Genomic DNA, 21,577 nt, shown 5'->3' with positions numbered 1-21,577 from the left:
ATCAGCGCTTGGCTTAATCCTTGCGCCGATGGCGCCTGAAGCTGGACAAGTAAAAAAGACCAGCCAATCGCAGCTGGTCTTCCATTTTGGGGGCGGCCAAACGAGGATACAATTAAATTGGATGATTGAGGCTGAAAATGGATGGATCAATGTTTCTCTAGGAGGTTATAAGGATTTGCTGAAGATTGTTCGGGTGTCTGTTGATTTAAGAGAAGTTCAAGTTGATGAACCCGTTGGGAAAGAGTATGGATTTGCTGGTTGGCTTTTCCAAGCTTGAAAATGAGGTCACTGACAAGGAGTTCCAGCGAATCACCTTGACCGGCTCTTCTCAAATGTTCACCTCCTTAGCCTGCAGGCTGGCTTGAAACAGCAGGCCTTTCATCTTTTGTTCGCCCTCCCATGAATTTCACTGAATCAGCAACAACTTCGGTAACATAGACCTTTTTTCCATCATGATCTTCGTAATTTCTCGTTTGAATTTTCCCCATGATTCCGACAATGGAACCTTTACTGCAATACTTGGCGGTATTTTCAGCAATCTTGTTCCAGAGGGTGCAAAGCACAAAGTCTGCATCAAATTCACCTTGGGCATTTCGGTAATGGCGGTTAAGTGCAAGTGTAATATTCAAAACCGCTTTTCCTTCCACCGTGTAACGAAGCTCCGGATCTTTTGTCAGCCTCCCGACCAATGTTACCTGATTTATCAATTGATCACTCCTTTTTGTTTGGTACCCATATTTTATAAGCGATCCTTTGGGATGTAAAATGCTCAAAAATCATTTTTCCCCGAGAAATACACCTAAAAAATAAACTATTCCTATAATCAAATTTCGATTTTCATTATATTTTTTTGCCTATAAAAGAATATTGGATGTTTTTAAAAAAGATCAAACTTTGAAGGACCGTGTCGAATAAAGAGATCTTTTATAACTATGAAGCGAAAATGAGAAAATGATATACTTTAAAAAAGAACATATGGAGGAGACTCGATTTGAAGACTTTTAAAATCGTAGCCCTGCAAATAGTCGATGATCAGCGGGAAGCAAAAAACATACCGCTTACAGATGGTTTGATCATCAATAAGGAGAATGAAGAAGGAAGCTGGATCATTGAGGCATATATCGATAACCGGTTTCAATCGTATTTCGAGTCTATTCATGAAAAAGGAGAGCCATTTGAAATTCGGGTGATCATCACCCATGCTGCCAACGATCCAGCCCCATTTACCGTTTCAATTCACTCCATCAGACCGGTGAAGGACCACATCAGCGTTTTGTTTACGGGCCGACTGAGCAAGCGCCGGAACGAATACTTGGAATTGCTGTTGGACGATCTGATAAAAGAAGGGTTGAGCGGAGAAACATTATTAAAGGAGTTCAAGACAAGAATGAGAATGAAGCAGCCTGTTACCAAGAAATAAATAAAAAGCGGGGAATCCCGCTTTTTATCTGTTATCGTCTTCATCCATGCGATTATTGTTGTTGTCCAAATCATTGTTATCCGTATTAACGCCGTCATTGTTGTCCAGGTTGTTGTCGTTATTCAAATCGTTGTTATCGTTGACGTCGTTGTTGTCCTGGACACCGTTATTGTCATTTGGCGGAGGCGGCTCTTGGTTATTATTTGCGCATCCCGCGAAAAGCAGCGATGTGAGGGCGACTGCCCCAATGATTTTTCCGAACTTTGGATTCATTTTGGTAAGCTCCTTTCAGATTTTTAGGCCCACATCATGTGGGTAAGATCGGCTCAGACACCAGGGCCTGTTTGGCCTGATTTTAGCTTTCCCAAATTCCCCAAATTTCTTCAATCTTTTTTCGAAGATTTTCCATGAATCCCCTCCTACTTGGTTCTTTATCCATTATTCCCCAATGGCAAACATGATTTCAGTTTCGCAGACAATCTCTTCACCGACCCGAGCAGTGCCTTTCCCTTTGCCGATTGGGCCTTTCACCCGAATGATTTCCACTTCCAAATGAAGCTGGTCGCCTGGTTTCACCTGACGCTTGAAGCGGCATTTATCAATTCCTGTAAAAAAGGCAAGCTTTCCGCGATTTTCCTCTTTTTTAAGCATGGCCACTGCACCAACTTGAGCAAGCGCCTCAACAATTAAAACACCAGGCATGACGGGATAATCCGGAAAATGCCCATTGAAAAATTCCTCATTTGCCGTTACATTTTTCAATCCGGCTGCCCGTTTGCCTTCCTCAATTTCAAGGATCCGGTCGACGAGTAAAAACGGGTAGCGGTGCGGAATAATTTCTTTTATTTGCTGAATATCCATCATGATTCATTCCTCCAGAATAAATAGTAAGAAAAGCGCAAGCGCCCGTTTAGCGACGTACAAACTGGAGCACTCCGCAATGAGATAAAGGATAAGGAAAGGCTGAGAGTGCCTGCTTATCGGCGACAAGCATAAGACGAGCGCTGAAGAAGGCGTAGTTTGCCTTCAGCAGCGATTGGCTTATGACCTCGAGCCGATGGCACTCGCAGCCGGACAACACGGCGACGAAGGCAGGCTCAAGCAGCGACGTCCTGTCGCTTCGCCTGCACTAGGACGTCCTGTCCGTCGGAGCCGATGTTGACTTATCGTAGTGCTCTGAGCAACTTCCTCGAATAAACATCCACGCAGAAAAAGCGAAGCTTTTTCGAGGAAAGGAGTGTGAAGTTTGCTAGTCGCTGGGCGCTGGAGCTAGACAAAAAAAGGCTGAGACAGCCTTTACTTTTCCTTATTTACAATGTCGATAATATGAGTCCATGTTTCTTTTTTTAAAGCATCCTGCGGTTTTCCATCACCGATGACAGCATATCCTGTCACGACGCCTGCAATCAAACACACCGCGGTTAAAAAAATGACAATCAAAACCTTCAGCCAAATGGGGATGAGCCGGACCTTGACCTTTTTTAAAGGCTCTTCCATATTTTTTTCTTTGTTTCGCTTTTTATCCATTTGCTCACGTGTCTTAGATTGATCTTTGCTGATAAATTTAGCCGACATAGAAAAAAACTCCTTTTGGCCGTTTGAATAAATGAAGAAAGTTAACGTATTCCATTGATCAGACCCATCATTTGGTCTGCAAGAGTGATGGATCTGGACTGGAACTGAATTGACCGCTGTGCAGACATCAGGTCCGTCATCTCTTTTCCGATATCTACATTGGAAGCTTCCAATACACCCTGCTGAAGGGAGATTTCCTGCCTTCGGGCCCCGTTCAAATCAGCATAAATCTGATTTGCATTATTATCCGCACCATCAGGCAGCCCTATAAGCGTATTTCCCTTCTGTTCCATGTACTGGGGCTTGTTTAGAGCTATTACGCCCAATTGGAATGCGATATTCCCGCCATTATCCATTCTTGCTTCCAACAGACCAGGCCGGACCATTTGAACCTCTTCAACTTTTCCGGGAAAAGTAATCACTTGGTTGTTTTCATCTAAAACCGGATGACCGTCCTTTGTTGCGAGCATCCATTGGCCTCCGGCATTCACAATATCGAGTTCACCATTCCGGGTAAAACGGATTTGGGGCACGCCGCCTTCCTGGACCCTTACTTTTAAATATTGATTCTCTTTTGTAAAAGCAACATCAAGCGGGCGGCCGGTTGTTTTCAATGAACCCTGCTTGGAAAGCATCGCTGTTTGGGAAATCCTTGCGCCGGGGCTTTGGCGGATTCCCAGGGGTGACTGTCTGCCGGTTTCTAGCCCGGCGGAAGAATAGTTGTTGATTTGCTGAGCCATCAAATCAGCAAAGGAGGCTTCCCTTGTCTTATAACCTGCGGTTTCAGCGTTTGCCATATTATGGCCGATCAAATCAACTTGTTTTTGTAATTGTCCAAGTGTATTAACGGCCGTTATCATTGTTCTATTCACTCTTCTTCACCCTCTTATCCGTTGACCCTTCCGACTTCATTGACTGCTTTGTCCAGGCTGCGGTCATAAGCCTGCACGACTTTCTGGTTTGCCTCAAATGTTCTGTAAGCCGTGATCATGTCAGTCATCGAGCGTGTAATATCAACATTCGATTTTTCAACAAACCCTTGAGAAACGGCAAAATCAGCATTTTGGGCAAACGGAAGGGCAGTGTTATTTTCCGTCCTAAAAAGTCCGTCACCGTCTTTGGCAAGATTCTCCGGATTATCTGTCAGCACGATTCCTAAACGGGCTACTTGTGCACCGTTTTCTGTAATCCTGCCCGCTTCATCCACCTCGAACTCCTCGCTGGCCAACCGAATCTGATTACCGTTTACATCAAGGACAGGCCAGCCGTTTTCCGTTGTTAACACGCCCGACGGATCGACTGTAAATCTGCCGTTCCGTGTATATTTCACCTGGCCGTTCTGTTCCACTGAGAAAAAAGCAGTTCCATCCGCCCGATCCAATAGTGCAAGATCGGTAGACCGCTCGGTCTGAATGGTATCGCCCTGTACAAAACGCGGGATCATCTCCTGGACATATACGCCTGTATGCAGTCCTCCTACCCGATTCGTCCGGCTTTTTCCGGCATTGAAGCGTTCAATAAGCATTTCCGGAAAGGCCCGGACATGTGAATGGTCCGCTTTATATCCCGGTGTTTGGGCGTTTGACATATTATTCGTTAACATTTCCGTCTTTCGCTGCGAAGCATACATTCCTGATGCTGCTGTAAAAAGGCCTCTTAACATTGATCATGCCCCCGTTTAAACAATACTGCGCCTGTCGATCTTATCAATATTTTCCAGCATGATGCCTGTCCCGATCGCAACCGCATCCATTGGCTCATCAGCCACTAAAACCGGTACGCGCAGCTCCTCTGCAAGCAATTGGTCAATTCCATGAAGAAGCGCTCCGCCGCCTGTTAAAATGACACCTCTGTCAATAATATCTGCGGAAAGCTCCGGCGGAGTTTTTTCCAATACATTTTTTGCAGCCTGAACGATAACTTCAACCGATTCCTTTAAAGCCCCTTCTATTTCCTTTGAATTAACAGTGATCGTGCGCGGAAGTCCATTGACCAAATCCCGTCCGCGTATTTCCATTTCCTCATCACGGGCACCAGGGAAAACCGTACCAATATTGATTTTGATATTTTCTGCTGTCCTTTCCCCGATTAACAGCTTGTACTCTTTTTTAACGTAATTTAAGATCTCGTTGTCAAAATTGTCGCCTGCCATTTTTATTGAAGCGGACGTCACAATGTCGCCCATCGAGAGCACAGCCACATCCGTAGTGCCTCCGCCGATATCGATAACCATGTTTCCGCTCGGCTGAAAAATATCCATTCCTGCACCGATTGCGGCAACTTTAGGTTCTTCCTCAAGGTAAATTTTCTTTCCTCCGCTTTTTTCCGCCGCTTCCTTGATCGCTTTCTGTTCCACGCTTGTAATGTTCGTCGGGCAGCAAATAAGAATGCGGGGCTTTGATAAAAATCCCTTCACATTCAATTTATTGATAAAATGCTTCAACATTGATTCCGTAACATCAAAATCGGCAATGACCCCATCCCTCAAAGGGCGAATGGCTACAATATTTCCCGGCGTCCTTCCAACCATGCGTCTTGCCTCCTCGCCGACCGCAAGGACTTTATTCGTATTCTTATCTATAGCCACAACCGATGGCTCATTCAAGACGATTCCCTGCCCCTTTACATGAATCAGAACATTAGCCGTTCCCAAGTCAATGCCGATATCTTTTGCCAACATTTTTCGATCCCTACCTTCATATATTAAAAACTTCATTATGTACATTTCCGATGAACACACATATCCCTAATTATATATATTATCATACCCCGGACCTAAAAAGGAATGAAGGATTGACAAAATATTAGGTTTTTTGACATATAGAAAAGCGGAGACGCCTTGCTCAGCCCCGATAAGCATAAGACGAACGCTTGCGAAGGCGTACTTTGCCTTCAGCAGCGTTTGGCTTATGACCTCGAGGGGCTAGGCGTCGCAGCTGGACAAGGAAAAGCAGAGGGTGGCCGTTTAGGGGCGACAAGCGATGGCAGGCTTAGAACGCGACATCCTGTCGCCTCGCTTGCACTAGCACTTCTTGTGCGTCGGAGAAAAAGCCGTGAAGGCGTTCTTTTACCTTCATTGGCTTTTTTTTCGAAAAAAATCAAAGAAGAAGGCCCGCGATTTACTGCCTTCCTCAGCATAAAACTATTTTTGAAGCTCAGCTTTTTTGTACTTTTGTTTGGTCGCTTCTCCCCCCCTGAGATGCCTGATTGATTTATGATATTCCAAAATGCCTTTCACCTGGTTGGCAAGCTCCGGGTTCAATTCCGGCAGCCTTTCTGTCAAATCTTTATGGACAGTACTTTTGGATACGCCAAACTCTTTCGCAATCATGCGAACCGTTTTTCTCGTCTCCACGATATACTTTCCAATCTTGATCGTTCGCTCTTTGATGTAATCGTGCACACCACTCGCCCTCCCTGAATTGGATGTGAGGAGTGTGAAATGAGACTCGTCTTTTGTATATACATGCTGGGTCTGCTTTATTGGAACCTCCCATCTGTTCCACAGCATACTGTACGGATAGGAAATCATCTTTTGCAAATCAAGCTCCTAGTACGGGAAATAAACAAATATTGAATTCAATGTAGGCTCTATTTAAACGATTACTCACCTCAAGCACTCTCTGTTTTTATCGTGTTGGTATCATCTTATTTGTCCAGATGATGATATATGCTCGAAAAAGACAATAAGGACAAGGCGGTGGACAAATAATTTTATGATAAAAACAAATATTGGAATAGCCATTGAAAATAAGAAAAGCGGAAGGCGCCTGAAGCTAAAATTATATTGGCAAACGGAGAATGTTTCTCGAATAAGCAGCTATCAGTAAATCCATTTTCGAATCCGATAGTTTTCCTCCGGAAGAATGGGAAAACCCGAGAACTCCGGCAGGAAAGCGAGTGATTCCTTCCCGAAGAAGCAGTAAACCCGAGAACTCGGGCAGGTAACCATGGATCCCTCATCATATCGTTTCCCAAACAAATAAAAAGACAGGCCAGAAAAAATTCGCCTGTCTCGATATCAATTATTCATCTGTCATTTGGGATGACTGACCATCTTCATCTGTATCAGTCTCTTGGGACTGATTATCTTTCTCTGCATCAGTCTCTTCGGATTGGACATCTTTCTCAACTTCAGTCTCTTGCTGATTGGACTCCCCTGCTGCAGGATTTTGTTCCGTTTCACCGGATGCATCTTCCTGCTTGTCCGTGTCAGCTGTTTCATTGTCTACTTTTTCAAAAGCGGTGAATGGCTGCCCGAAAAAGTCGAGCGGATTGAGTGCCGTGTTGTCTTTCCGAATTTCAAAATGCAGATGGTTTTTGGCTTCCTTATTAAATTGGCTTGTTCCTGACGTGGCAAGCTTCTGCCCCTGCTTGACAGTATCGCCGGATTTCACCTGCATGTCTTTGACTGATTGATAGATCGTCTTCACACCATTTTCATGTTCGACTTCAATCACATTTCCAAGCAGGGAATCATTCCGGGCTGCAGTCACCTTCCCGCTGAGGGAAGCTATTACTTCAAACTCCGAGCCGTCCTTCATGGCAATATCGACCCCCATGTTAGGGCGATATTTATTTCCATCTACAATGAGTGCTGCTTCCTGCTCTTCCGCTGCCGCATCGGCGTCAAAAAATTGTGTAATGTATTCCACTTTTTCTTCATTCTTTACAGGAACAGAGACATTTTCCAGGGACTGATTGACCTCTACGACTGTATCATCGTTCATTCCGGTCAGCTCTTTGCTTTCCTCCGTCAAATTAGGCTTATCAGCCGTATTTTTGCCGGCGGTCTGGTACCAGAATATCGTGGAAATGAGCAATGCAGCACTGGCAAGATAGATTGCCGGAAAAACCCACCGCTTTCTAAAAAAGTTTTTTAGAGAAGATCGCTTCTTTTCTTCCTCTCTCATTTTCATCACCTCTGCCATCATTGTGAACAGAAAGACAGAATAATATACTTGAAAATGAGAAAAACACTTCTTATTTTCTGATATTATGTGTTTTTTATACAGAAAAATGGATTTTCCCTGCATATTCCCTCATTTTTAAAAAACCGGCATTCCCCTTTGGGGCTGCCGGCTTTTCATTATTGGGTCGAAGCCATCCTTTTATCAAAAAACTGGCTTACATTTGATATCGTTACACCCTGATAATAATGACTGACAATATCATCGTATTTTCGACCTTCTTTAGCCATTCCATTCGCGCCATACTGACTCATTCCGACACCATGGCCGAATCCTTTGGTTTTAATGATGATGGAATTTCCTTTCCTTTCCCAATTGAAATCTGTCGATTTAAGATCGAGCTTTTCACGGATTTCCCTGCCTGTAAAACTCTTTCCGCCGATCGTCACAGCAGCCACCTTTTTTCCCGGCGTTCGGGCTGTGACCGTTCCGATATCGCCAGACTTTTCAATGTTGACATTAAGCCTTTGCTGAAATTCTTTTACACTGATGACTTTTTGGTCACTGAATTTGGGTGATTGGCTGTCCCATGGGCTTTCCACACTTTTCAAATAGGGAACAGGGTTATTCCAATAATCCTCCGCGTTCTCCGTATAGCCATTGCTCGTGGAGAAAAAGGACGCGGAAATTGGTTTGTTATTATAAGTAAGTACTTTTCCTTCTGTCGCCTTTACGGCATCTTTTATTTTTTTCATCTTCCAATCGAAGTCTTTATCCCATTGACGCTTCAATTCTTCCTTATTTTTAAACACTTGATGGTTGACCGTATCGGTTACGTTTGCATTTTCAGGGATCTGCGCGTTTTCAGGATTGAGCAGCTGGTTGACGATATATGTTCTTGCAGTAAGCGCCTGTGCTTTCAGTGCTTCCTCTTCAAATTCAGCCGGCATTTCCGATGCAACCACACCGGCCACGTATTCTTCCAACGGAAGTTTTTCCACCGTTTTGGCGGCAGTGCGGTAAACCGCAACCTCAGCAGAAGGCTGAGCCGTTTCCTTTGGCGGCAACTCGGCCGATTGTTCATCAAGTTCAACAGTGGGTTCCTCTTTAGAAAAAGGCAGGACGAGGAGGGATGGAACGAGAAAAGAAACAACGATTAAGATAGCGGACGTAAAAAGCAGCGGTTTTAATTGCTTCATGCCTGATGCCTCCAATATAAAAATTAAGGTGACAAAAAAACAATCACCTCGGTCCAATTTATTCAGAAGGACAAGCATTTATGCTTTCTAAGATCGGGAAATAAGAAAAGAGTAAGCGCCTTGCCCATCGACGTACAGACTGGAGTGCCTCCGACGAGATAAAGGATAAGGAAGTGCGAGAGTGCCTGCTTATCGGCGACAAGCATAAGACGAGCGCTGAAGAAGGCGTAGTTTGCCTTCAGCAGCGATTGGCTTATGACCTCGAGCCGATGGCACTCGCAGCCGGACAACACGGCGAGGAACGAGCCGATGTTGACTTATCGTAGGAGGAGGTGCGAAGTCTGCTAGTCGATAGGCGCTGGAGCTAGACAACAAAAGGCTTTATTCAAAATTTTAAAGCTAAAAAATCTTATGCTTTCTTTAGCTTAATAGAAAAACCCGCTTTCGCGGGTTTATCGTATCATGCATTGATGTCAGTTACAATATTTATTTCTTCTTGGTTCATTTCTCCGGAGATATCCGTGATCCGTTCAACATCTGCCCCAAGGCTTTGCAGCTTTTTATGGAAATCGAGATAACCGCGGTCCAAGTGCTTAAGCTCGGTTACCCGGGTATATCCTTCTGCCCTTAACCCTGCGATGATTAATGCTGCCGCTGCACGCAAATCTGTTGCAGCAACCTCAGCTCCCTGAAGCTTGCACGGCCCTTGGATAATAACTGAACGGCCTTCGATTTTAATATCGCTGTTCATTCTGCGGAATTCTTCTACATGCATAAAACGGTTTTCAAATACCGTTTCTGTAATGACGCTTGTTCCTTCTGCACAAAGCAGCAGGGCCATCATTTGTGATTGCATATCTGTTGGAAATCCGGGATGCGGCATTGTTTTAATATCAACCGGCTTCAGTTTTTCAGGGCCAATGACGCGAAGACCATTTTCTTCCTCAATAATCTTCACATTCATTTCTTCAAGCTTGGCAATCACAGAAGCCATATGGTCGGCGATTGCACCTTCAATAAGCACGTCCCCTCCGGTTATGGCCGCCGCAACCATAAAGCTCCCGGCTTCAATTCTGTCCGGCATAATCGTATGGTCGGCACCGTACAGCCGCTCGACACCCTCGATAATAATCGTTTCAGTGCCTGCACCTCTTACATCAGCGCCCATTTTATTCAAATAAGCTGCAAGATCCGCAATTTCCGGTTCTTTCGCGCAGTTTTCAATGACTGTTGTTCCTTTGGCCAGTACCGCTGCCATCATAATATTTTGTGTAGCGCCGACACTCGGAAAATCCAAGTAGATCTTAGCACCAGTCAATTGTTCGGCTGCGGCCTCAATGTATCCATTTCCTACAGATACTTTCGCTCCCATCGCTTCAAAACCTTTTAAATGCAAATCGATCGGACGGGAACCGATTGCGCATCCGCCCGGAAGAGCCACGCGGGCTTTGCCCTGCCTCGCCAGTAAAGGGCCCATCACAAGCACTGATGCTCTCATTTTCCGAACATATTCAAACGGAGCTTCAATATGGAGATCTTTTGAAGCATTCACATACACCGTTTTATTTTCAAACTTTACTTCCGTATTTAAGTGACGCAACACTTCACCAATCGTGTATACATCGGAGAGAGTTGGTACTTCGCGAATGACGCTTTTTCCTTCGCTTGCCAATAATGATGCAGCGATAACAGGCAAAACAGCATTTTTTGCACCTTCAACCTTGACTGTGCCGCTGAGCCTTTTTCCGCCGCGGACGATGATCTTTTCCAAGAGTATTCCCCTCCGCGTCTATTTTCTTTTATATTAGTATTCATTTGTCAGGATGGGTGTGCCTACCGTGAAGTATGTACCATGTCCTGCATCGTTTTTGCGCAGACCAATCTGCAGGTTCATTTCCTCACCGGGAAGAGAGAGAGATTGTGAAAAAAGAGAGGAATACGCTGAGATGGACAAAAAATCCTCTTCTCTGAGTGCCTCTTTCTCCTTCGCCTGAAGAGATGTCAAAAGTCCATTTACAAGTGATTGCTCAAGGCCTTCATGGTCATTGAATATGCCTTTGATACAAGAGAAAACAACAGGCTTTCGCTTAAAAATCAATTCAGTTCTTGAATGGAACAGCTTTTCTGCCCTTTTTAACATGCCTTTATTCCACTTTGAACCTTTAATTTCATAAGCTACGTATGAAACCGAGTTGTCCGTGTTATCGGCTGTCACAGCTTTAATGATTTCTTCTATATTCCCGTGGCGTTTTACTCCTGCCACCGTTTCATTTCCATCTGTATGGGACAAAGACCAGTTCCACTCAGGAAAAGTTTTTTTCAGCCTTGTGACAGACCAATCCTGTGATGGTTGTTGAGCCAGTTCTCTTGTATGTAGAGACCATTCAATGACGGTACCGTGTTGTTTTTGAACAGCTTGTGCCAACTTCTCGATATCCGGTTCACTTTTTCCTGCAACACTTGTGTTATTCCCAATAAAAACAGCAATTAAACAAGTCAAAAACATGAATGAAATAAAATGTTTCCTGCAGTATTCTTTCATTTTACTCTCCCCTTTACCTTAAGTGTTTCCACTGAAGGGGAGGACATACTATAAGAAGGACTGCATTTGTAGACAAATTATTTTTGTTTTTTCGACAAATTTCTTTTTCAATGCACTCACAACTCAAATCATAAACAAAAAGCTCTCATTTGAAAACGTGCCAAAAGGCCTATAATTTGAATAAATATTGAAGTTGACGCGACCAATGCAGATAGTCAAGAAAGAAGTTGCTGACGGAAGAGCCGATTGCAATCGTTAAAATGATATACAGAACCCTTGCCTGGAAAACTCGGCCGGCACTAAAAAGCTTATCAAAATGCATTGCCTGGAGAGCCCAAAAGGTCAAACCGATAAATATTAAGTGCGACATGATGCTAATGAGAGCCTGCTGGCCAATCTCCATCCCGTCGATCATTGGAAAACCTCCTTGTCAGAGCGCAGCGTCCAAACTTTTTCATAAATAACACCTTCCGATCGTGCAAGACCAGAAGGTGTTATATTTCTTATCCGTGCTGTGACACATCAATCCGGTTCATCGCACGTTTCAATGCGAGCTCCGCTCTTTTGAAATCTATGTCATCCCGATTACTTTGCAGAAGCTGTTCTGCACGAGCCTTGGCTGCTTGAGCACGCGCAAAATCAATGTTCTCCGCTCTTTCAGCAGCCTGTGCAAGAATGGTGACTTCCTCAGGACGAACTTCCAAAAATCCGCCGGTTACTGCAACATATTCTGTTTTGCTTCCATTCTTTAATCGGACTGCACCGATTTGCAAGGGAGCAACCAATGGAATATGCCCTGGAAGTATTCCCAGCTCGCCTGTTTCAGCCTTAGTGCTGACCATTTCAACTTCTGAATTATAGACTGGGCCGTCTGGAGTGACAATACTTACTTTCAAAGTGTTCATTTGATCGCCTCCTCGTCCCTGTTTATGCTTCTACGCCCATTTCCTCAGCTTTTTTGACCGCATCTTCAATTGGACCAACAAGACGGAAAGCATCCTCAGGAAGATGGTCATATTTGCCTTCGAGGATTTCTTTGAATCCACGTACAGTTTCCTGTACAGGCACATAAGATCCAGGCTGTCCTGTAAATTGCTCAGCTACGTGGAAGTTTTGAGACAAGAAGAACTGGATACGGCGTGCACGGTGAACAGTCAGTTTGTCTTCATCTGAAAGTTCATCCATACCAAGAATCGCAATGATATCCTGAAGTTCTCTATATCTTTGAAGTGTTTGCTGTACTTGACGCGCTACTTCATAGTGCTCTTCTCCAACGATTTCAGGGGAAAGCGCACGCGATGTGGAAGCAAGCGGGTCAACCGCAGGGTATATACCCATTTCAGAAAGCTTACGCTCAAGGTTTGTCGTTGCATCCAAGTGAGCAAACGTTGTTGCCGGAGCAGGGTCAGTGTAGTCATCCGCAGGTACATAAATTGCCTGGATGGATGTTACTGAGCCGACGTTTGTAGATGTGATTCTTTCCTGTAGTTGACCCATTTCCGTAGCAAGTGTCGGCTGATAGCCAACGGCAGAAGGCATACGGCCAAGAAGGGCGGAAACCTCTGAACCTGCTTGTGTAAAACGGAAAATGTTGTCAATAAAGAAAAGAACGTCCTGCCCTTGTTCATCACGGAAATATTCAGCCATTGTCAAACCTGTCAAGGCAACGCGCATACGTGCACCAGGCGGTTCGTTCATCTGTCCGAATACCATTGCTGTTTTATCAATAACGCCAGAGTCTTTCATCTCGTAGTAAAGGTCATTTCCTTCACGCGTACGCTCTCCAACGCCGGCGAATACGGAAATACCGCCGTGCTCTTGCGCGATGTTGTTGATCAATTCCTGAATCAATACGGTTTTACCTACACCTGCACCGCCGAAGAGGCCGATTTTTCCACCTTTGATATATGGTGCAAGCAGGTCAACAACTTTTATTCCCGTTTCAAGGATTTCGACTTCCGTAGAAAGCTGGTCAAACTTAGGTGCTGAACGGTGGATGGAGTCACGTCTTGCATCTGTGTCAATTGGTTCGTCCAAGTCAATATTTTCACCCAATACGTTGAAGACGCGTCCTAAGGTGATGTCACCGACCGGAACAGAAATTGGAGCTCCCGTATCAACAACTTCCATGCCCCTTTGAACACCGTCAGTGGATGCCATGGCAATCGTACGAACGGTATCATCGCCAAGATGAAGGGCAACTTCCAATGTTAGGTCGATATTCACTTCTGTTTCTGATTGAGCATTGTACGTTACTTTCAGCGCATTATAAATCTCAGGGAGATGGCCGTCTGGGAACTTAACGTCGACAACCGGTCCCATTACTTGCAATACCTGTCCTTTGCTCATTTTTTTCCCTCCTACCTGGGATCAATATTAATAGTGTCAATTTGGTTTATTCCAATGCGGCCGCACCGCCGACAATTTCAGTGATTTCTTGGGTAATCGCTGCCTGGCGAGCCCGGTTATAGGATAATGTCAGGCTGTCAATGAGTTCAGATGCATTATCTGTCGCACTCTTCATCGCTGTCATCCTTGCAGCGTGCTCACTTGCTTTTCCGTCAAGCAGAGCCCCATATATCAAGCTTTCAGCATATTGTGGAAGCAAAACGTCGAGAATGGCTTCAGCAGAAGGCTCATATTCATATGACATGAGTTTGGTCGTTGTGCCCAAATCTGTCAAAGGCAATACTTTTTTTTCTGTCACTTCCTGTGTCATGGCACTTACGAAGTGATTGTAGTACATATATAGTTCATCGAATGTACCGTCGGAAAACATTCCGACTGTATTTCGAGTGATGTCCATGATATCAACGAATGAAGGCTGATCAGAAAGGCCCGTAATTTCCAGCACGACATTCATATTTCTTTTTACGAAAAAGTCGCGTCCCATTTTTCCGATAGCAATGATCGCATATTCGTCTTTGCTTTTATGGCGTTCCTGGATTTTGGCGTTAACAGTCCGTAAAATACTGCTGTTATATGGTCCCGCAAGCCCGCGGTCAGCTGTGATCACAAGGTATCCTGTTTTTTTTACCGGACGTGATACAAGCATTGGATGGGTTGCATCTTGGCTTCCCAAAGCTATGCTCGCAGCCACTTCCTGGATCTTTTCCATATATGGAACAAATGACTTGGCGTTTGTTTCTGCACGATTCAACTTTGCCGCCGATACCATTTGCATCGCTTTCGTAATCTGACTTGTTTTTTTCGTCGAATTGATGCGGTTTTGGATATCACGCAATGATGCCACTGGTTCTCACCACCCTGTATTTGAAGTAGTCGTATTCTTTCGAAAAGGCGCCAGGGGCTATTAGAGCTTGGCACCTTCAGCCGTCATCAAGATTAAGAATCGCTTTTGGCAAATGTTTTCTTGAATGTATTCAATGCATCCGCCATATCTTCGTCTGCCGGGAGATTTCCAGTAGAGCGGATTGATTCAAGCAATTCTGCACGGTTATGGTCAAGCCATGAATATAATTCTTCTTCAAATCTTTGGATATCCTGAACAGGGATGTCATCCAAGAACCCGCGGGTCAAAGCATAAAGAATCGCTACTTGCTTTTCGACTCTGATCGGTTTATTCAGATCCTGTTTTAACACTTCAACTGTGCGTTGGCCGCGGGCAAGTTTTGCCTGTGTGGCCTTGTCCAGGTCGGATCCGAATTGAGCAAATGATTCAAGTTCACGGAAAGCAGCAAGGTCCAGACGGAGCGTTCCTGCAACTTTTTTCATTGCTTTAATTTGAGCGGATCCACCAACACGGGATACAGAAAGACCTGGGTTGATCGCCGGGCGTACACCAGAGAAGAATAAATCGGATTGCAAGAAAATCTGCCCATCTGTGATGGAAATAACGTTCGTAGGAATATAAGCAGAGATGTCTCCTGCCTGGGTCTCAACGAACGGTAATGCTGTCAACGATCCAGCGCCTTTTGCATCACTGAGTTTCGCTGCACGTTCCAATAAGCGGGAGTGCAAATAGAAAACATCCCCCGGATATGCTTCACGTCCCGGCGGGCGGCGGAGAAGCAAGGAAAGTTCACGATATGCAGCTGCCTGTTTGGAAAGGTCGTCGTAAACAACAAGAACGTGCTTGCCGTTATACATGAACTCTTCACCCATTGTTACCCCGGCATATGGAGCCAAGAATAACAGTGGTGCAGGCTGGGAAGCTGAAGCTGTAACTACGATTGTATAATCCATTGCCCCATGCTTGCGAAGCGTCTCCACTGCATTCCTTACAGTAGATTCCTTCTGTCCGATTGCGACATATACACAGACCATGTTTTCTTCGCGTTGATTCAAAATCGTGTCGATGGCAACAGTTGTTTTACCTGTTTGTCTGTCACCGATAATCAATTCACGCTGACCGCGCCCGATTGGAACAAGAGCGTCGATCGCCTTGATGCCGGTTTGCAGTGGCTCATGAACTGATTTACGATCCATTACGCCAGGTGCCGGGCTTTCAATTGGACGGGTTTTTGCAGTATTGATCGGTCCCATTCCATCGACAGGCTGTCCCAGTGGATTGACTACACGGCCGATAAGCTCTTCACCGACAGGAACCTCCATGATGCGCCCTGTACGGCGAACTTCATCGCCTTCACGAATTTCTGTATATGGTCCAAGGATAACGATACCGACGTTGCTTTCCTCGAGGTTTTGCGCCATTCCCATAACACCGTTAGAGAACTCGACAAGTTCTCCGGCCATGACGTTGTCCAGTCCGTATGCACGGGCAATACCGTCCCCTACTTGTATAACTGTTCCAACATCATTTACTTCTAATTCAGCTTGATAATTTTCAATTTGCTGTTTTATCAGCGCACTGATTTCTTCAGCATTGATGCTCATGCATTTCACCCCACATTATTCAAATCTTTCTTAACTAGTCAGTTTGCGTCCAAGCCGGTCAAGTTTTCCACGAAGGCTTCCGTCAAAGATCCTGTTTCCGATGCGCACTTTGACACCGCCGAGCATGTTTGGATCAACAATATTTTCGATATTTAATGTTTGCTTGCCTACCTTTGGGGCAAACACAGCAGAGACGGCTTTGGATTCATCCGCAGTCAAAGCCCTGACTGAATAGACAGTCGCTTCGGCAATACCCCGTTCTTCATTCAGACGGTTGATATAGGATTCAGCCACTTCAACCATGATGTTTTCTCTGTGCCGATCTGCCAATAACATGAGAGTATTAATAACAGGCACAGATACGTTTGGAAAAGACTTTGCAATCAGATTTCTTTTGTCTTCCAAAGAAAGCTTCGGAGATTGCAAAAGATTGATAAAGCCTGGATTTTGAACAAGGACCTTTTTAATCGTCCTTAGCTCTTCGTCAATCTTATCAGACATGTTCTGTTCTTTTCCTACCTGATAAAGAGCCAAAGCGTAGCGTTCAGCAACGACAGGATTACTCATCGATCCTCGCCTGCTCTTTCGATATATTCATTGATCAGCTTTTCTTGGTCTTCAGCCGTCAATTCTTTTTCAATCACTTTCGACGCGATCATTACGGATAATGATGCTACTTGCTCACGCAAAGCTGCAACAGCATTTTCTTTTTCCTGCTCGATTTCCAAGCGTGCAGTTTCTTTTAAACGCTCCGCTTCCCGGCGAGCGGCTTCCATAATTTCCTGGCGTTGGTTTTCGCCATGTTTCTTGGAGTTTTCAATCATGTTTTGCGCTTCTTGACGCGCTTCTTTCAACAGAGCTTTTTGCTCTTCAAGCAAATTATTTGCTTCTGTACGGCTCTTTTCAGCCGCTTCGATTTCACCTGCTATATGCTCTTCACGCTGTTTCATAATGCCCATCAAAGGTCCCCAGGCAAATTTCTTCAACAGCGCCATTAGTATAATAAACATTACAAGCTGGAAAATGATGTCGCCGCCATTAAAACGTACACCGGCAATTTCCGCTCCTAATACAAAGCTGCTCGTTAACAAGCTCGCTCCACTCCTTTCGGACTTTCGTATCGGTTTTGAATCAACCGGCCCTCAGCCGGTGGCATGTCAATAAACTACTTGATTTCTTAAAAAATGGCGAAGCAATATTTTTCTTCGCCATTTTCAAACTTGTTCTGATTATTCAATAAATGTTATCTGCCTTGAACCATAAACGCGATAACAACTGCGATGATAGGAATAGCCTCTACCAACGCTACCCCGATGAACATTGTAGTTTGTAGCATACCACGTGCTTCCGGTTGACGTGCAATCCCTTCTACTGTGCGGGAAACGATCAATCCGTTACCGATACCTGCTCCAAGAGCTGCCAATCCGATTGCAATTGCTGCTGCTAACATTCCCATTATAAATTTCCTCCTTAAATATATGAAAAGTATTTTGGTTAAAAGTCATTGTCCAATTTGATGAACAATTATATATTAATGGTCTTCATTGACTTTGTGGGCCAAATAAACCATTGTCAACATAGTAAAAATAAATGCCTGAATCGCTCCGATAAATACGGAGAATCCCATCCATGCAAGCGTAGGAATAGCTGCTGCAATCCAGCCGACTGCTCCGATGGCTGCAAGCCCTCCGGCCAACAGGCCAAGCAAAATCTCCCCTGCAAAGATGTTTCCGTAAAGACGAAGACCCAACGTCAACGTATTGGCAAATTCTTCAATAATTTTGAGCGGGAATAAGAACCACATTGGGCTGACATAGCCGCGAAGATATTCGCCAAAACCTTTTTGCTTAATTCCATAGTAATGCGATAATGCCACTACCATTGTTGCCAATGTAAGTGTGATAACCGGATCGGCTGTCGGTGACTTCCACCATAATTCATCATTGATAGATACCGAAAATGGCAAACCAAGCATGTTGGACACAAATATATAAAATATCAAAGTTACGCCGAGTACGTGGAAGTGTCCGCCTGTTTTCCAGTCCATATTGCTTTTAACGATATTTCTGACGAAATCGAATACCCACTCCATAAAATTCTGCATACCTGTCGGTTTCATTGCCAAAGTCCGTGTACTGATCACCGCTATGATAAACACGATAAGCGATGCTACAGTAATCATCAATACGTTTCCGAGATTGAAATACAATCCAAATATTTCTTTAACTGGTGCTCCATGATCCATTTAGAACTCACCTCTCTTCCCGCTGCTTGTCTTTTCTAAAAAGGATGGAGATTAAAGCATCTATGACTATGACAAGATAAGATGTCATTAATCCTATAATTACACTCATGAGATTGAAGGTTTCCGGATATTGAACGGCGATGAATACTGCCAAAATCGCAGCCGCCATCCTGGATAGCGTCCCCAATGAACGCATTTTGCGCCCAGCAAGCACGGCTTCCCCAAACTTGTCCATTCTGCGGACCATCATCCACAGATTGAAAAAGCTGATGGAAGTTCCAAGAATCAACCCCATAAAAATAGATTGGTAATGGGAGAAGCCCCAGCCCAATACAAAAATTGCCAACAAGTATAGTATGTACTTCTTGTATCTATAAAATAACAGTTGGAGATCATCCATGTCTTTCTAATCCCCCGATTGCCGGATTGTTAAAATAACCGCAAAGACTCCGGCCGCCAAGCCCGCAAGAAGGCCGATGATCATGAAAAGCGGCTCAAGCCCGGCTTTTTCATCCAGCCATCTTCCAATAAAAATCCCAGCAAGAATAGAGCCTGTCAATTGTGCCAAAATGGCAGAATAAAGGGCCATCCCGTAAAGCGGATGACGATTTTTCCTACTCAATATGCATCATCTTTCGCATTTTTTAGTCAGGCTGCAAATTCCGTGTTTTTTCAACAATTTCCGAACGCTTTTTGGTTGAAAGAAAGTGAATAAACTCTCCTCTTCATACCCTTTGTTAGCATACAATAGGGTTATGTCAAAGTCAACGGGTTTCATGTGAAATTAGAAACAAACTAAACACGTTTTTCAGTTTGTCACAAATTCATCAAATTTCATCTAACATGTGGTTTTTCGACCTTTTTCTTCCACGGCTTATTATACATGCAGTATCACCAAAAACAGGAGGAAATTTTCCCTCCTGTTCAATCAACGGGCCGAAAAGGTTCAGGACGTTCATCTTTCATTTTAAAATAATATAAAATGGCATCCGCTATCCGTTTTGAAGCTTCCCCATCACCGTACGGGTTGATGGCATGGGCCATTTTATTATATTCTTCGGAATCAGTGAGCAATTCAGCTGCCAGGCGGTAAATCGTTTCTTCATCGGTCCCGGCAAGCTTCAGTGTCCCCGCTTCGATCCCTTCAGGGCGCTCTGTCGTATCGCGGAGAACAAGTACCGGAACTCCAAGAGACGGCGCTTCCTCCTGAACCCCCCCTGAATCGGTGAGTATCAAGTGGGCCCGGTTGGCAAAGTTATGAAAATCAATGACACCAAGGGGTTCGATCAGATGTATGCGCTGGTCATTGCCCAGCTCTTCATCAGCAATGTTTCGGACCACCGGGTTTAAATGAACGGGATAAATGACCTGGATATCCGGCTGTTCATTTACAATCCGTTTAATGGCCCTGAACATGTTTCGCATTGGCTGGCCAAGATTCTCCCTGCGGTGGGCGGTGAGAAGGATCAGCCGGTCGTTCCCAAGCTTATCGAGCACCGCGTGCCCATACTCCTTTTTTACTGTAGTCTTAAGGGCATCGATAGCCGTATTTCCGGTGATAAAGATATTCTCTTCCTTTTTATCTTCATTGATCAGATTCCGGGCTGCTTTTTCAGTAGGAGAAAAATGCAGATCCGCAATGACCCCTGTCAGCTGCCGATTCATCTCTTCAGGAAAAGGAGAATATTTATTCCATGTCCTCAAGCCTGCCTCAACGTGGCCTACAGCAGATTGGTTGTAAAAAGCGGCCAGGCTTGCGGAAAATGTGGTCGTCGTATCACCGTGAACGAGAACAATATCCGGCTTCAGGTCTTTCATGACCCCATCCAGCCCCTCAAGGCTGCGCGTTGTGACATCAGTCAGGGTTTGCCGGTCTTTCATGATATTCAAATCAAAATCCGGCTCGATATTAAAAATTTCAAGTACCTGATCAAGCATTTGCCGATGCTGGGCTGTTACAGCCACGAACGGCTCAAACTCATCGTTCCTATTTTTCAGTTCCTTCACAAGCGGGGCCATCTTTATGGCCTCCGGCCTCGTCCCGAAAACAGATAGTACTTTGATTCGCTTACTCATTTGGGGATCCCTCTTCTTTCTTTATATTCTCAGAATTACTTTGTTCCAAATAAACGATCCCCGGCATCGCCTAACCCTGGTACAATATATCCTTTTTCGTTCAGCCTTTCATCCACGCCCGCAACATAAATATCCACATCCGGATGGGCGTCCTGGATGGCTTTAATTCCCTCGGGAGCGGCGATCAGGCACATGAGCTTCATCTGTTTGGCTCCGCGCTTTTTCAAGGAATGAATGGCTTCTACGGCAGTTCCGCCAGTCGCAAGCATGGGGTCGACAATAATGAAAAATCTGTCTTGTATATCGCTTGGGAGTTTTAGATAATACTCAACCGGCAGCAAAGTTTCCGGGTCACGGTAAAGACCGACATGCCCTACCTTTGCAGCAGGAATTAATTTTAATATACCGTCCACCATGCCGATTCCGGCTCTGAGGATCGGAACAATGCCTATCTTTTTCCCGGCCAGCACTTTCGAAGTAGCCTTGCTCACCGGCGTTTCCACTTCAATCTCTTTCAGGGGCATATCTCTGGTAATTTCAAAAGCCATCAACGTTGCGACTTCGTCAACAAGCTCGCGGAATTCCTTTGTCCCTGTATTTTTATCTCGGATGTATGTAATTTTGTGCTGAATGAGAGGATGGTCGATTATATGAACTTTGCCCATGCGTGCTCTCTCCTTTGTTCTTTTATTTACGATCAAGACGGGAGCTTTGAAGTGATTCAGACGGCAGGCAGAACCAATTCACCCTCGC

28 protein-coding genes are annotated in these 21,577 nt (G+C 44.7%); 3 read left to right on the top strand and 25 right to left on the bottom strand.

Annotated features, from left to right (window positions below; all coding sequences use genetic code 11):
• Nucleotides 1-121: 121 nt before the first annotated feature.
• On the top strand, nucleotides 122-277 hold the full coding sequence (locus D4N35_RS18050; RefSeq protein ID WP_164876285.1) for a hypothetical protein: 156 nt from the start codon (nucleotides 122-124) through the stop codon (nucleotides 275-277).
• Between the two features lie 67 nt (nucleotides 278-344).
• On the opposite strand, the gene D4N35_RS04660 is transcribed toward D4N35_RS18050, so the two are convergent.
• Nucleotides 345-707, bottom strand: a complete 363-nt coding sequence (locus tag D4N35_RS04660; RefSeq protein ID WP_120070736.1) for a single-stranded DNA-binding protein — start codon at nucleotides 705-707, stop codon at nucleotides 345-347.
• 284 nt (nucleotides 708-991) lie between these two features.
• Here D4N35_RS04660 and D4N35_RS04655 point away from each other — a divergent pair, with 284 nt between their 5' ends.
• Nucleotides 992-1,420 (top strand): YwpF family protein, encoded by a 429-nt coding sequence (locus D4N35_RS04655; RefSeq protein WP_164876284.1) that lies wholly within the window; start codon nucleotides 992-994, stop codon nucleotides 1,418-1,420.
• Nucleotides 1,421-1,444: 24 nt separating this feature from the next.
• Here the strand turns inward: D4N35_RS04655 and D4N35_RS04650 are convergent, their stop codons facing one another.
• The 9 genes from D4N35_RS04650 to spoIID all read right to left on the bottom strand — a co-directional run bounded on the left by D4N35_RS04650 (nucleotide 1,445) and on the right by spoIID (nucleotide 9,104).
• A complete protein-coding gene (locus D4N35_RS04650; RefSeq protein WP_120070724.1) occupies nucleotides 1,445-1,693 on the bottom strand; it encodes a hypothetical protein in 249 nt (82 codons plus the stop codon).
• 165 nt (nucleotides 1,694-1,858) lie between these two features.
• Entirely contained in the window at nucleotides 1,859-2,284 is a 426-nt protein-coding gene (fabZ, locus tag D4N35_RS04645; protein ID WP_120070722.1) for a 3-hydroxyacyl-ACP dehydratase FabZ, read from the bottom strand.
• A gap of 432 nt (nucleotides 2,285-2,716) precedes the next feature.
• Entirely contained in the window at nucleotides 2,717-2,995 is a 279-nt protein-coding gene (locus D4N35_RS04640) for a DNA-directed RNA polymerase subunit beta (protein WP_120070719.1), read from the bottom strand.
• Nucleotides 2,996-3,036: 41 nt separating this feature from the next.
• Nucleotides 3,037-3,867 carry a flagellar hook-basal body protein gene (locus D4N35_RS04635; RefSeq protein WP_120070717.1) on the bottom strand — a complete coding sequence of 277 codons (831 nt, stop codon included), beginning with the start codon at nucleotides 3,865-3,867 and terminating at the stop codon, nucleotides 3,037-3,039.
• Nucleotides 3,868-3,881: 14 nt separating this feature from the next.
• Nucleotides 3,882-4,658, bottom strand: coding sequence for a flagellar hook-basal body protein (locus D4N35_RS04630; protein WP_120070714.1), 777 nt, complete (start codon nucleotides 4,656-4,658; stop codon nucleotides 3,882-3,884).
• A gap of 15 nt (nucleotides 4,659-4,673) precedes the next feature.
• Nucleotides 4,674-5,675 (bottom strand): rod shape-determining protein, encoded by a 1,002-nt coding sequence (locus tag D4N35_RS04625; protein WP_120070711.1) that lies wholly within the window; start codon nucleotides 5,673-5,675, stop codon nucleotides 4,674-4,676.
• 462 nt (nucleotides 5,676-6,137) lie between these two features.
• Nucleotides 6,138-6,398 (bottom strand): sporulation transcriptional regulator SpoIIID, encoded by a 261-nt coding sequence (gene spoIIID, locus D4N35_RS04620; RefSeq protein WP_018706548.1) that lies wholly within the window; start codon nucleotides 6,396-6,398, stop codon nucleotides 6,138-6,140.
• A gap of 622 nt (nucleotides 6,399-7,020) precedes the next feature.
• Nucleotides 7,021-7,908, bottom strand: coding sequence for a stage II sporulation protein SpoIIQ (spoIIQ, locus tag D4N35_RS04615; RefSeq protein WP_235870287.1), 888 nt, complete (start codon nucleotides 7,906-7,908; stop codon nucleotides 7,021-7,023).
• 176 nt (nucleotides 7,909-8,084) lie between these two features.
• Nucleotides 8,085-9,104 carry a stage II sporulation protein D gene (gene spoIID, locus D4N35_RS04610; RefSeq protein WP_120070709.1) on the bottom strand — a complete coding sequence of 340 codons (1,020 nt, stop codon included), beginning with the start codon at nucleotides 9,102-9,104 and terminating at the stop codon, nucleotides 8,085-8,087.
• A gap of 173 nt (nucleotides 9,105-9,277) precedes the next feature.
• On the opposite strand from spoIID, the gene D4N35_RS18045 reads away from it, so the two are divergent.
• Nucleotides 9,278-9,430, top strand: a complete 153-nt coding sequence (locus D4N35_RS18045) for a hypothetical protein (RefSeq protein WP_164876254.1) — start codon at nucleotides 9,278-9,280, stop codon at nucleotides 9,428-9,430.
• Nucleotides 9,431-9,564: 134 nt separating this feature from the next.
• On the opposite strand, the gene murA is transcribed toward D4N35_RS18045, so the two are convergent.
• The 15 genes from murA to upp all read right to left on the bottom strand — a co-directional run bounded on the left by murA (nucleotide 9,565) and on the right by upp (nucleotide 21,489).
• On the bottom strand, nucleotides 9,565-10,875 hold the full coding sequence (gene murA, locus D4N35_RS04605; protein ID WP_120070706.1) for a UDP-N-acetylglucosamine 1-carboxyvinyltransferase: 1,311 nt from the start codon (nucleotides 10,873-10,875) through the stop codon (nucleotides 9,565-9,567).
• Nucleotides 10,876-10,908: 33 nt separating this feature from the next.
• Nucleotides 10,909-11,646 carry a YwmB family TATA-box binding protein gene (locus D4N35_RS04600; protein ID WP_120070703.1) on the bottom strand — a complete coding sequence of 246 codons (738 nt, stop codon included), beginning with the start codon at nucleotides 11,644-11,646 and terminating at the stop codon, nucleotides 10,909-10,911.
• A gap of 169 nt (nucleotides 11,647-11,815) precedes the next feature.
• Nucleotides 11,816-12,061: a DUF1146 family protein gene (locus D4N35_RS04595; RefSeq protein ID WP_120070700.1), complete on the bottom strand. Its 246-nt coding sequence runs from the start codon at nucleotides 12,059-12,061 to the stop codon at nucleotides 11,816-11,818.
• A gap of 88 nt (nucleotides 12,062-12,149) precedes the next feature.
• Entirely contained in the window at nucleotides 12,150-12,551 is a 402-nt protein-coding gene (locus tag D4N35_RS04590; protein WP_120070698.1) for a F0F1 ATP synthase subunit epsilon, read from the bottom strand.
• A gap of 22 nt (nucleotides 12,552-12,573) precedes the next feature.
• A complete protein-coding gene (gene atpD, locus D4N35_RS04585) occupies nucleotides 12,574-13,995 on the bottom strand; it encodes a F0F1 ATP synthase subunit beta (RefSeq protein ID WP_120070695.1) in 1,422 nt (473 codons plus the stop codon).
• 46 nt (nucleotides 13,996-14,041) lie between these two features.
• Complete coding sequence (locus tag D4N35_RS04580; protein WP_120070692.1) at nucleotides 14,042-14,899, bottom strand: F0F1 ATP synthase subunit gamma; 858 nt, start codon at nucleotides 14,897-14,899, stop codon at nucleotides 14,042-14,044.
• A gap of 92 nt (nucleotides 14,900-14,991) precedes the next feature.
• Nucleotides 14,992-16,503, bottom strand: a complete 1,512-nt coding sequence (gene atpA, locus D4N35_RS04575) for a F0F1 ATP synthase subunit alpha (protein WP_120070690.1) — start codon at nucleotides 16,501-16,503, stop codon at nucleotides 14,992-14,994.
• Between the two features lie 30 nt (nucleotides 16,504-16,533).
• On the bottom strand, nucleotides 16,534-17,070 hold the full coding sequence (locus D4N35_RS04570; protein ID WP_120070686.1) for a F0F1 ATP synthase subunit delta: 537 nt from the start codon (nucleotides 17,068-17,070) through the stop codon (nucleotides 16,534-16,536).
• Entirely contained in the window at nucleotides 17,067-17,594 is a 528-nt protein-coding gene (gene atpF, locus D4N35_RS04565; protein ID WP_120070683.1) for a F0F1 ATP synthase subunit B, read from the bottom strand. Before atpF ends, D4N35_RS04570 begins: the two co-directional genes overlap by 4 nt.
• A gap of 152 nt (nucleotides 17,595-17,746) precedes the next feature.
• Nucleotides 17,747-17,959 (bottom strand): F0F1 ATP synthase subunit C, encoded by a 213-nt coding sequence (atpE, locus tag D4N35_RS04560; protein ID WP_018708433.1) that lies wholly within the window; start codon nucleotides 17,957-17,959, stop codon nucleotides 17,747-17,749.
• A gap of 75 nt (nucleotides 17,960-18,034) precedes the next feature.
• Nucleotides 18,035-18,748, bottom strand: a complete 714-nt coding sequence (gene atpB, locus D4N35_RS04555; RefSeq protein ID WP_120070680.1) for a F0F1 ATP synthase subunit A — start codon at nucleotides 18,746-18,748, stop codon at nucleotides 18,035-18,037.
• Between the two features lie 7 nt (nucleotides 18,749-18,755).
• Nucleotides 18,756-19,148 (bottom strand): ATP synthase subunit I, encoded by a 393-nt coding sequence (locus D4N35_RS04550; RefSeq protein WP_120070676.1) that lies wholly within the window; start codon nucleotides 19,146-19,148, stop codon nucleotides 18,756-18,758.
• Between the two features lie 6 nt (nucleotides 19,149-19,154).
• Nucleotides 19,155-19,370 (bottom strand): AtpZ/AtpI family protein, encoded by a 216-nt coding sequence (locus D4N35_RS04545; RefSeq protein WP_120070673.1) that lies wholly within the window; start codon nucleotides 19,368-19,370, stop codon nucleotides 19,155-19,157.
• A 302-nt stretch (nucleotides 19,371-19,672) separates the two neighbouring features.
• Nucleotides 19,673-20,824 carry a non-hydrolyzing UDP-N-acetylglucosamine 2-epimerase gene (gene wecB / locus D4N35_RS04540; protein ID WP_120070671.1) on the bottom strand — a complete coding sequence of 384 codons (1,152 nt, stop codon included), beginning with the start codon at nucleotides 20,822-20,824 and terminating at the stop codon, nucleotides 19,673-19,675.
• Between the two features lie 35 nt (nucleotides 20,825-20,859).
• On the bottom strand, nucleotides 20,860-21,489 hold the full coding sequence (gene upp, locus D4N35_RS04535; RefSeq protein ID WP_120070668.1) for a uracil phosphoribosyltransferase: 630 nt from the start codon (nucleotides 21,487-21,489) through the stop codon (nucleotides 20,860-20,862).
• Nucleotides 21,490-21,577: the final 88 nt, after the last annotated feature.

The organism is Siminovitchia fortis, from assembly GCF_003605365.2.
In the GTDB taxonomy this organism is placed as follows: domain Bacteria; phylum Bacillota; class Bacilli; order Bacillales; family Bacillaceae_C; genus Siminovitchia; species Siminovitchia fortis.
Note: the sequence above shows the minus strand (reverse complement) of the source record. Positions and strands in the feature narration are given on the sequence as shown.

Excerpts from the sequence above, each read along its gene's own strand:
- D4N35_RS18050 (WP_164876285.1), top strand. The coding sequence starts at position 122 with ATGATTGAGGCTGAAAATGGATGGATCAATGTTTCTCTAGGAGGTTAT.
- D4N35_RS04650 (WP_120070724.1), bottom strand. The coding sequence starts at position 1,693 with ATGAATCCAAAGTTCGGAAAAATCATTGGGGCAGTCGCCCTCACATCG.
- fabZ (WP_120070722.1), bottom strand. The coding sequence starts at position 2,284 with ATGATGGATATTCAGCAAATAAAAGAAATTATTCCGCACCGCTACCCG.
- D4N35_RS04640 (WP_120070719.1), bottom strand. The coding sequence starts at position 2,995 with ATGTCGGCTAAATTTATCAGCAAAGATCAATCTAAGACACGTGAGCAA.
- D4N35_RS04630 (WP_120070714.1), bottom strand. The coding sequence starts at position 4,658 with ATGTTAAGAGGCCTTTTTACAGCAGCATCAGGAATGTATGCTTCGCAG.
- D4N35_RS04625 (WP_120070711.1), bottom strand. The coding sequence starts at position 5,675 with ATGTTGGCAAAAGATATCGGCATTGACTTGGGAACGGCTAATGTTCTG.
- spoIIQ (WP_235870287.1), bottom strand. The coding sequence starts at position 7,908 with ATGAGAGAGGAAGAAAAGAAGCGATCTTCTCTAAAAAACTTTTTTAGA.
- spoIID (WP_120070709.1), bottom strand. The coding sequence starts at position 9,104 with ATGAAGCAATTAAAACCGCTGCTTTTTACGTCCGCTATCTTAATCGTT.
- D4N35_RS04600 (WP_120070703.1), bottom strand. The coding sequence starts at position 11,646 with ATGAAAGAATACTGCAGGAAACATTTTATTTCATTCATGTTTTTGACT.
- D4N35_RS04595 (WP_120070700.1), bottom strand. The coding sequence starts at position 12,061 with ATGATCGACGGGATGGAGATTGGCCAGCAGGCTCTCATTAGCATCATG.
- D4N35_RS04590 (WP_120070698.1), bottom strand. The coding sequence starts at position 12,551 with ATGAACACTTTGAAAGTAAGTATTGTCACTCCAGACGGCCCAGTCTAT.
- atpD (WP_120070695.1), bottom strand. The coding sequence starts at position 13,995 with ATGAGCAAAGGACAGGTATTGCAAGTAATGGGACCGGTTGTCGACGTT.
- atpA (WP_120070690.1), bottom strand. The coding sequence starts at position 16,503 with ATGAGCATCAATGCTGAAGAAATCAGTGCGCTGATAAAACAGCAAATT.
- D4N35_RS04570 (WP_120070686.1), bottom strand. The coding sequence starts at position 17,070 with ATGAGTAATCCTGTCGTTGCTGAACGCTACGCTTTGGCTCTTTATCAG.
- atpE (WP_018708433.1), bottom strand. The coding sequence starts at position 17,959 with ATGGGAATGTTAGCAGCAGCAATTGCAATCGGATTGGCAGCTCTTGGA.
- atpB (WP_120070680.1), bottom strand. The coding sequence starts at position 18,748 with ATGGATCATGGAGCACCAGTTAAAGAAATATTTGGATTGTATTTCAAT.
- D4N35_RS04550 (WP_120070676.1), bottom strand. The coding sequence starts at position 19,148 with ATGGATGATCTCCAACTGTTATTTTATAGATACAAGAAGTACATACTA.
- wecB (WP_120070671.1), bottom strand. The coding sequence starts at position 20,824 with ATGAGTAAGCGAATCAAAGTACTATCTGTTTTCGGGACGAGGCCGGAG.
- upp (WP_120070668.1), bottom strand. The coding sequence starts at position 21,489 with ATGGGCAAAGTTCATATAATCGACCATCCTCTCATTCAGCACAAAATT.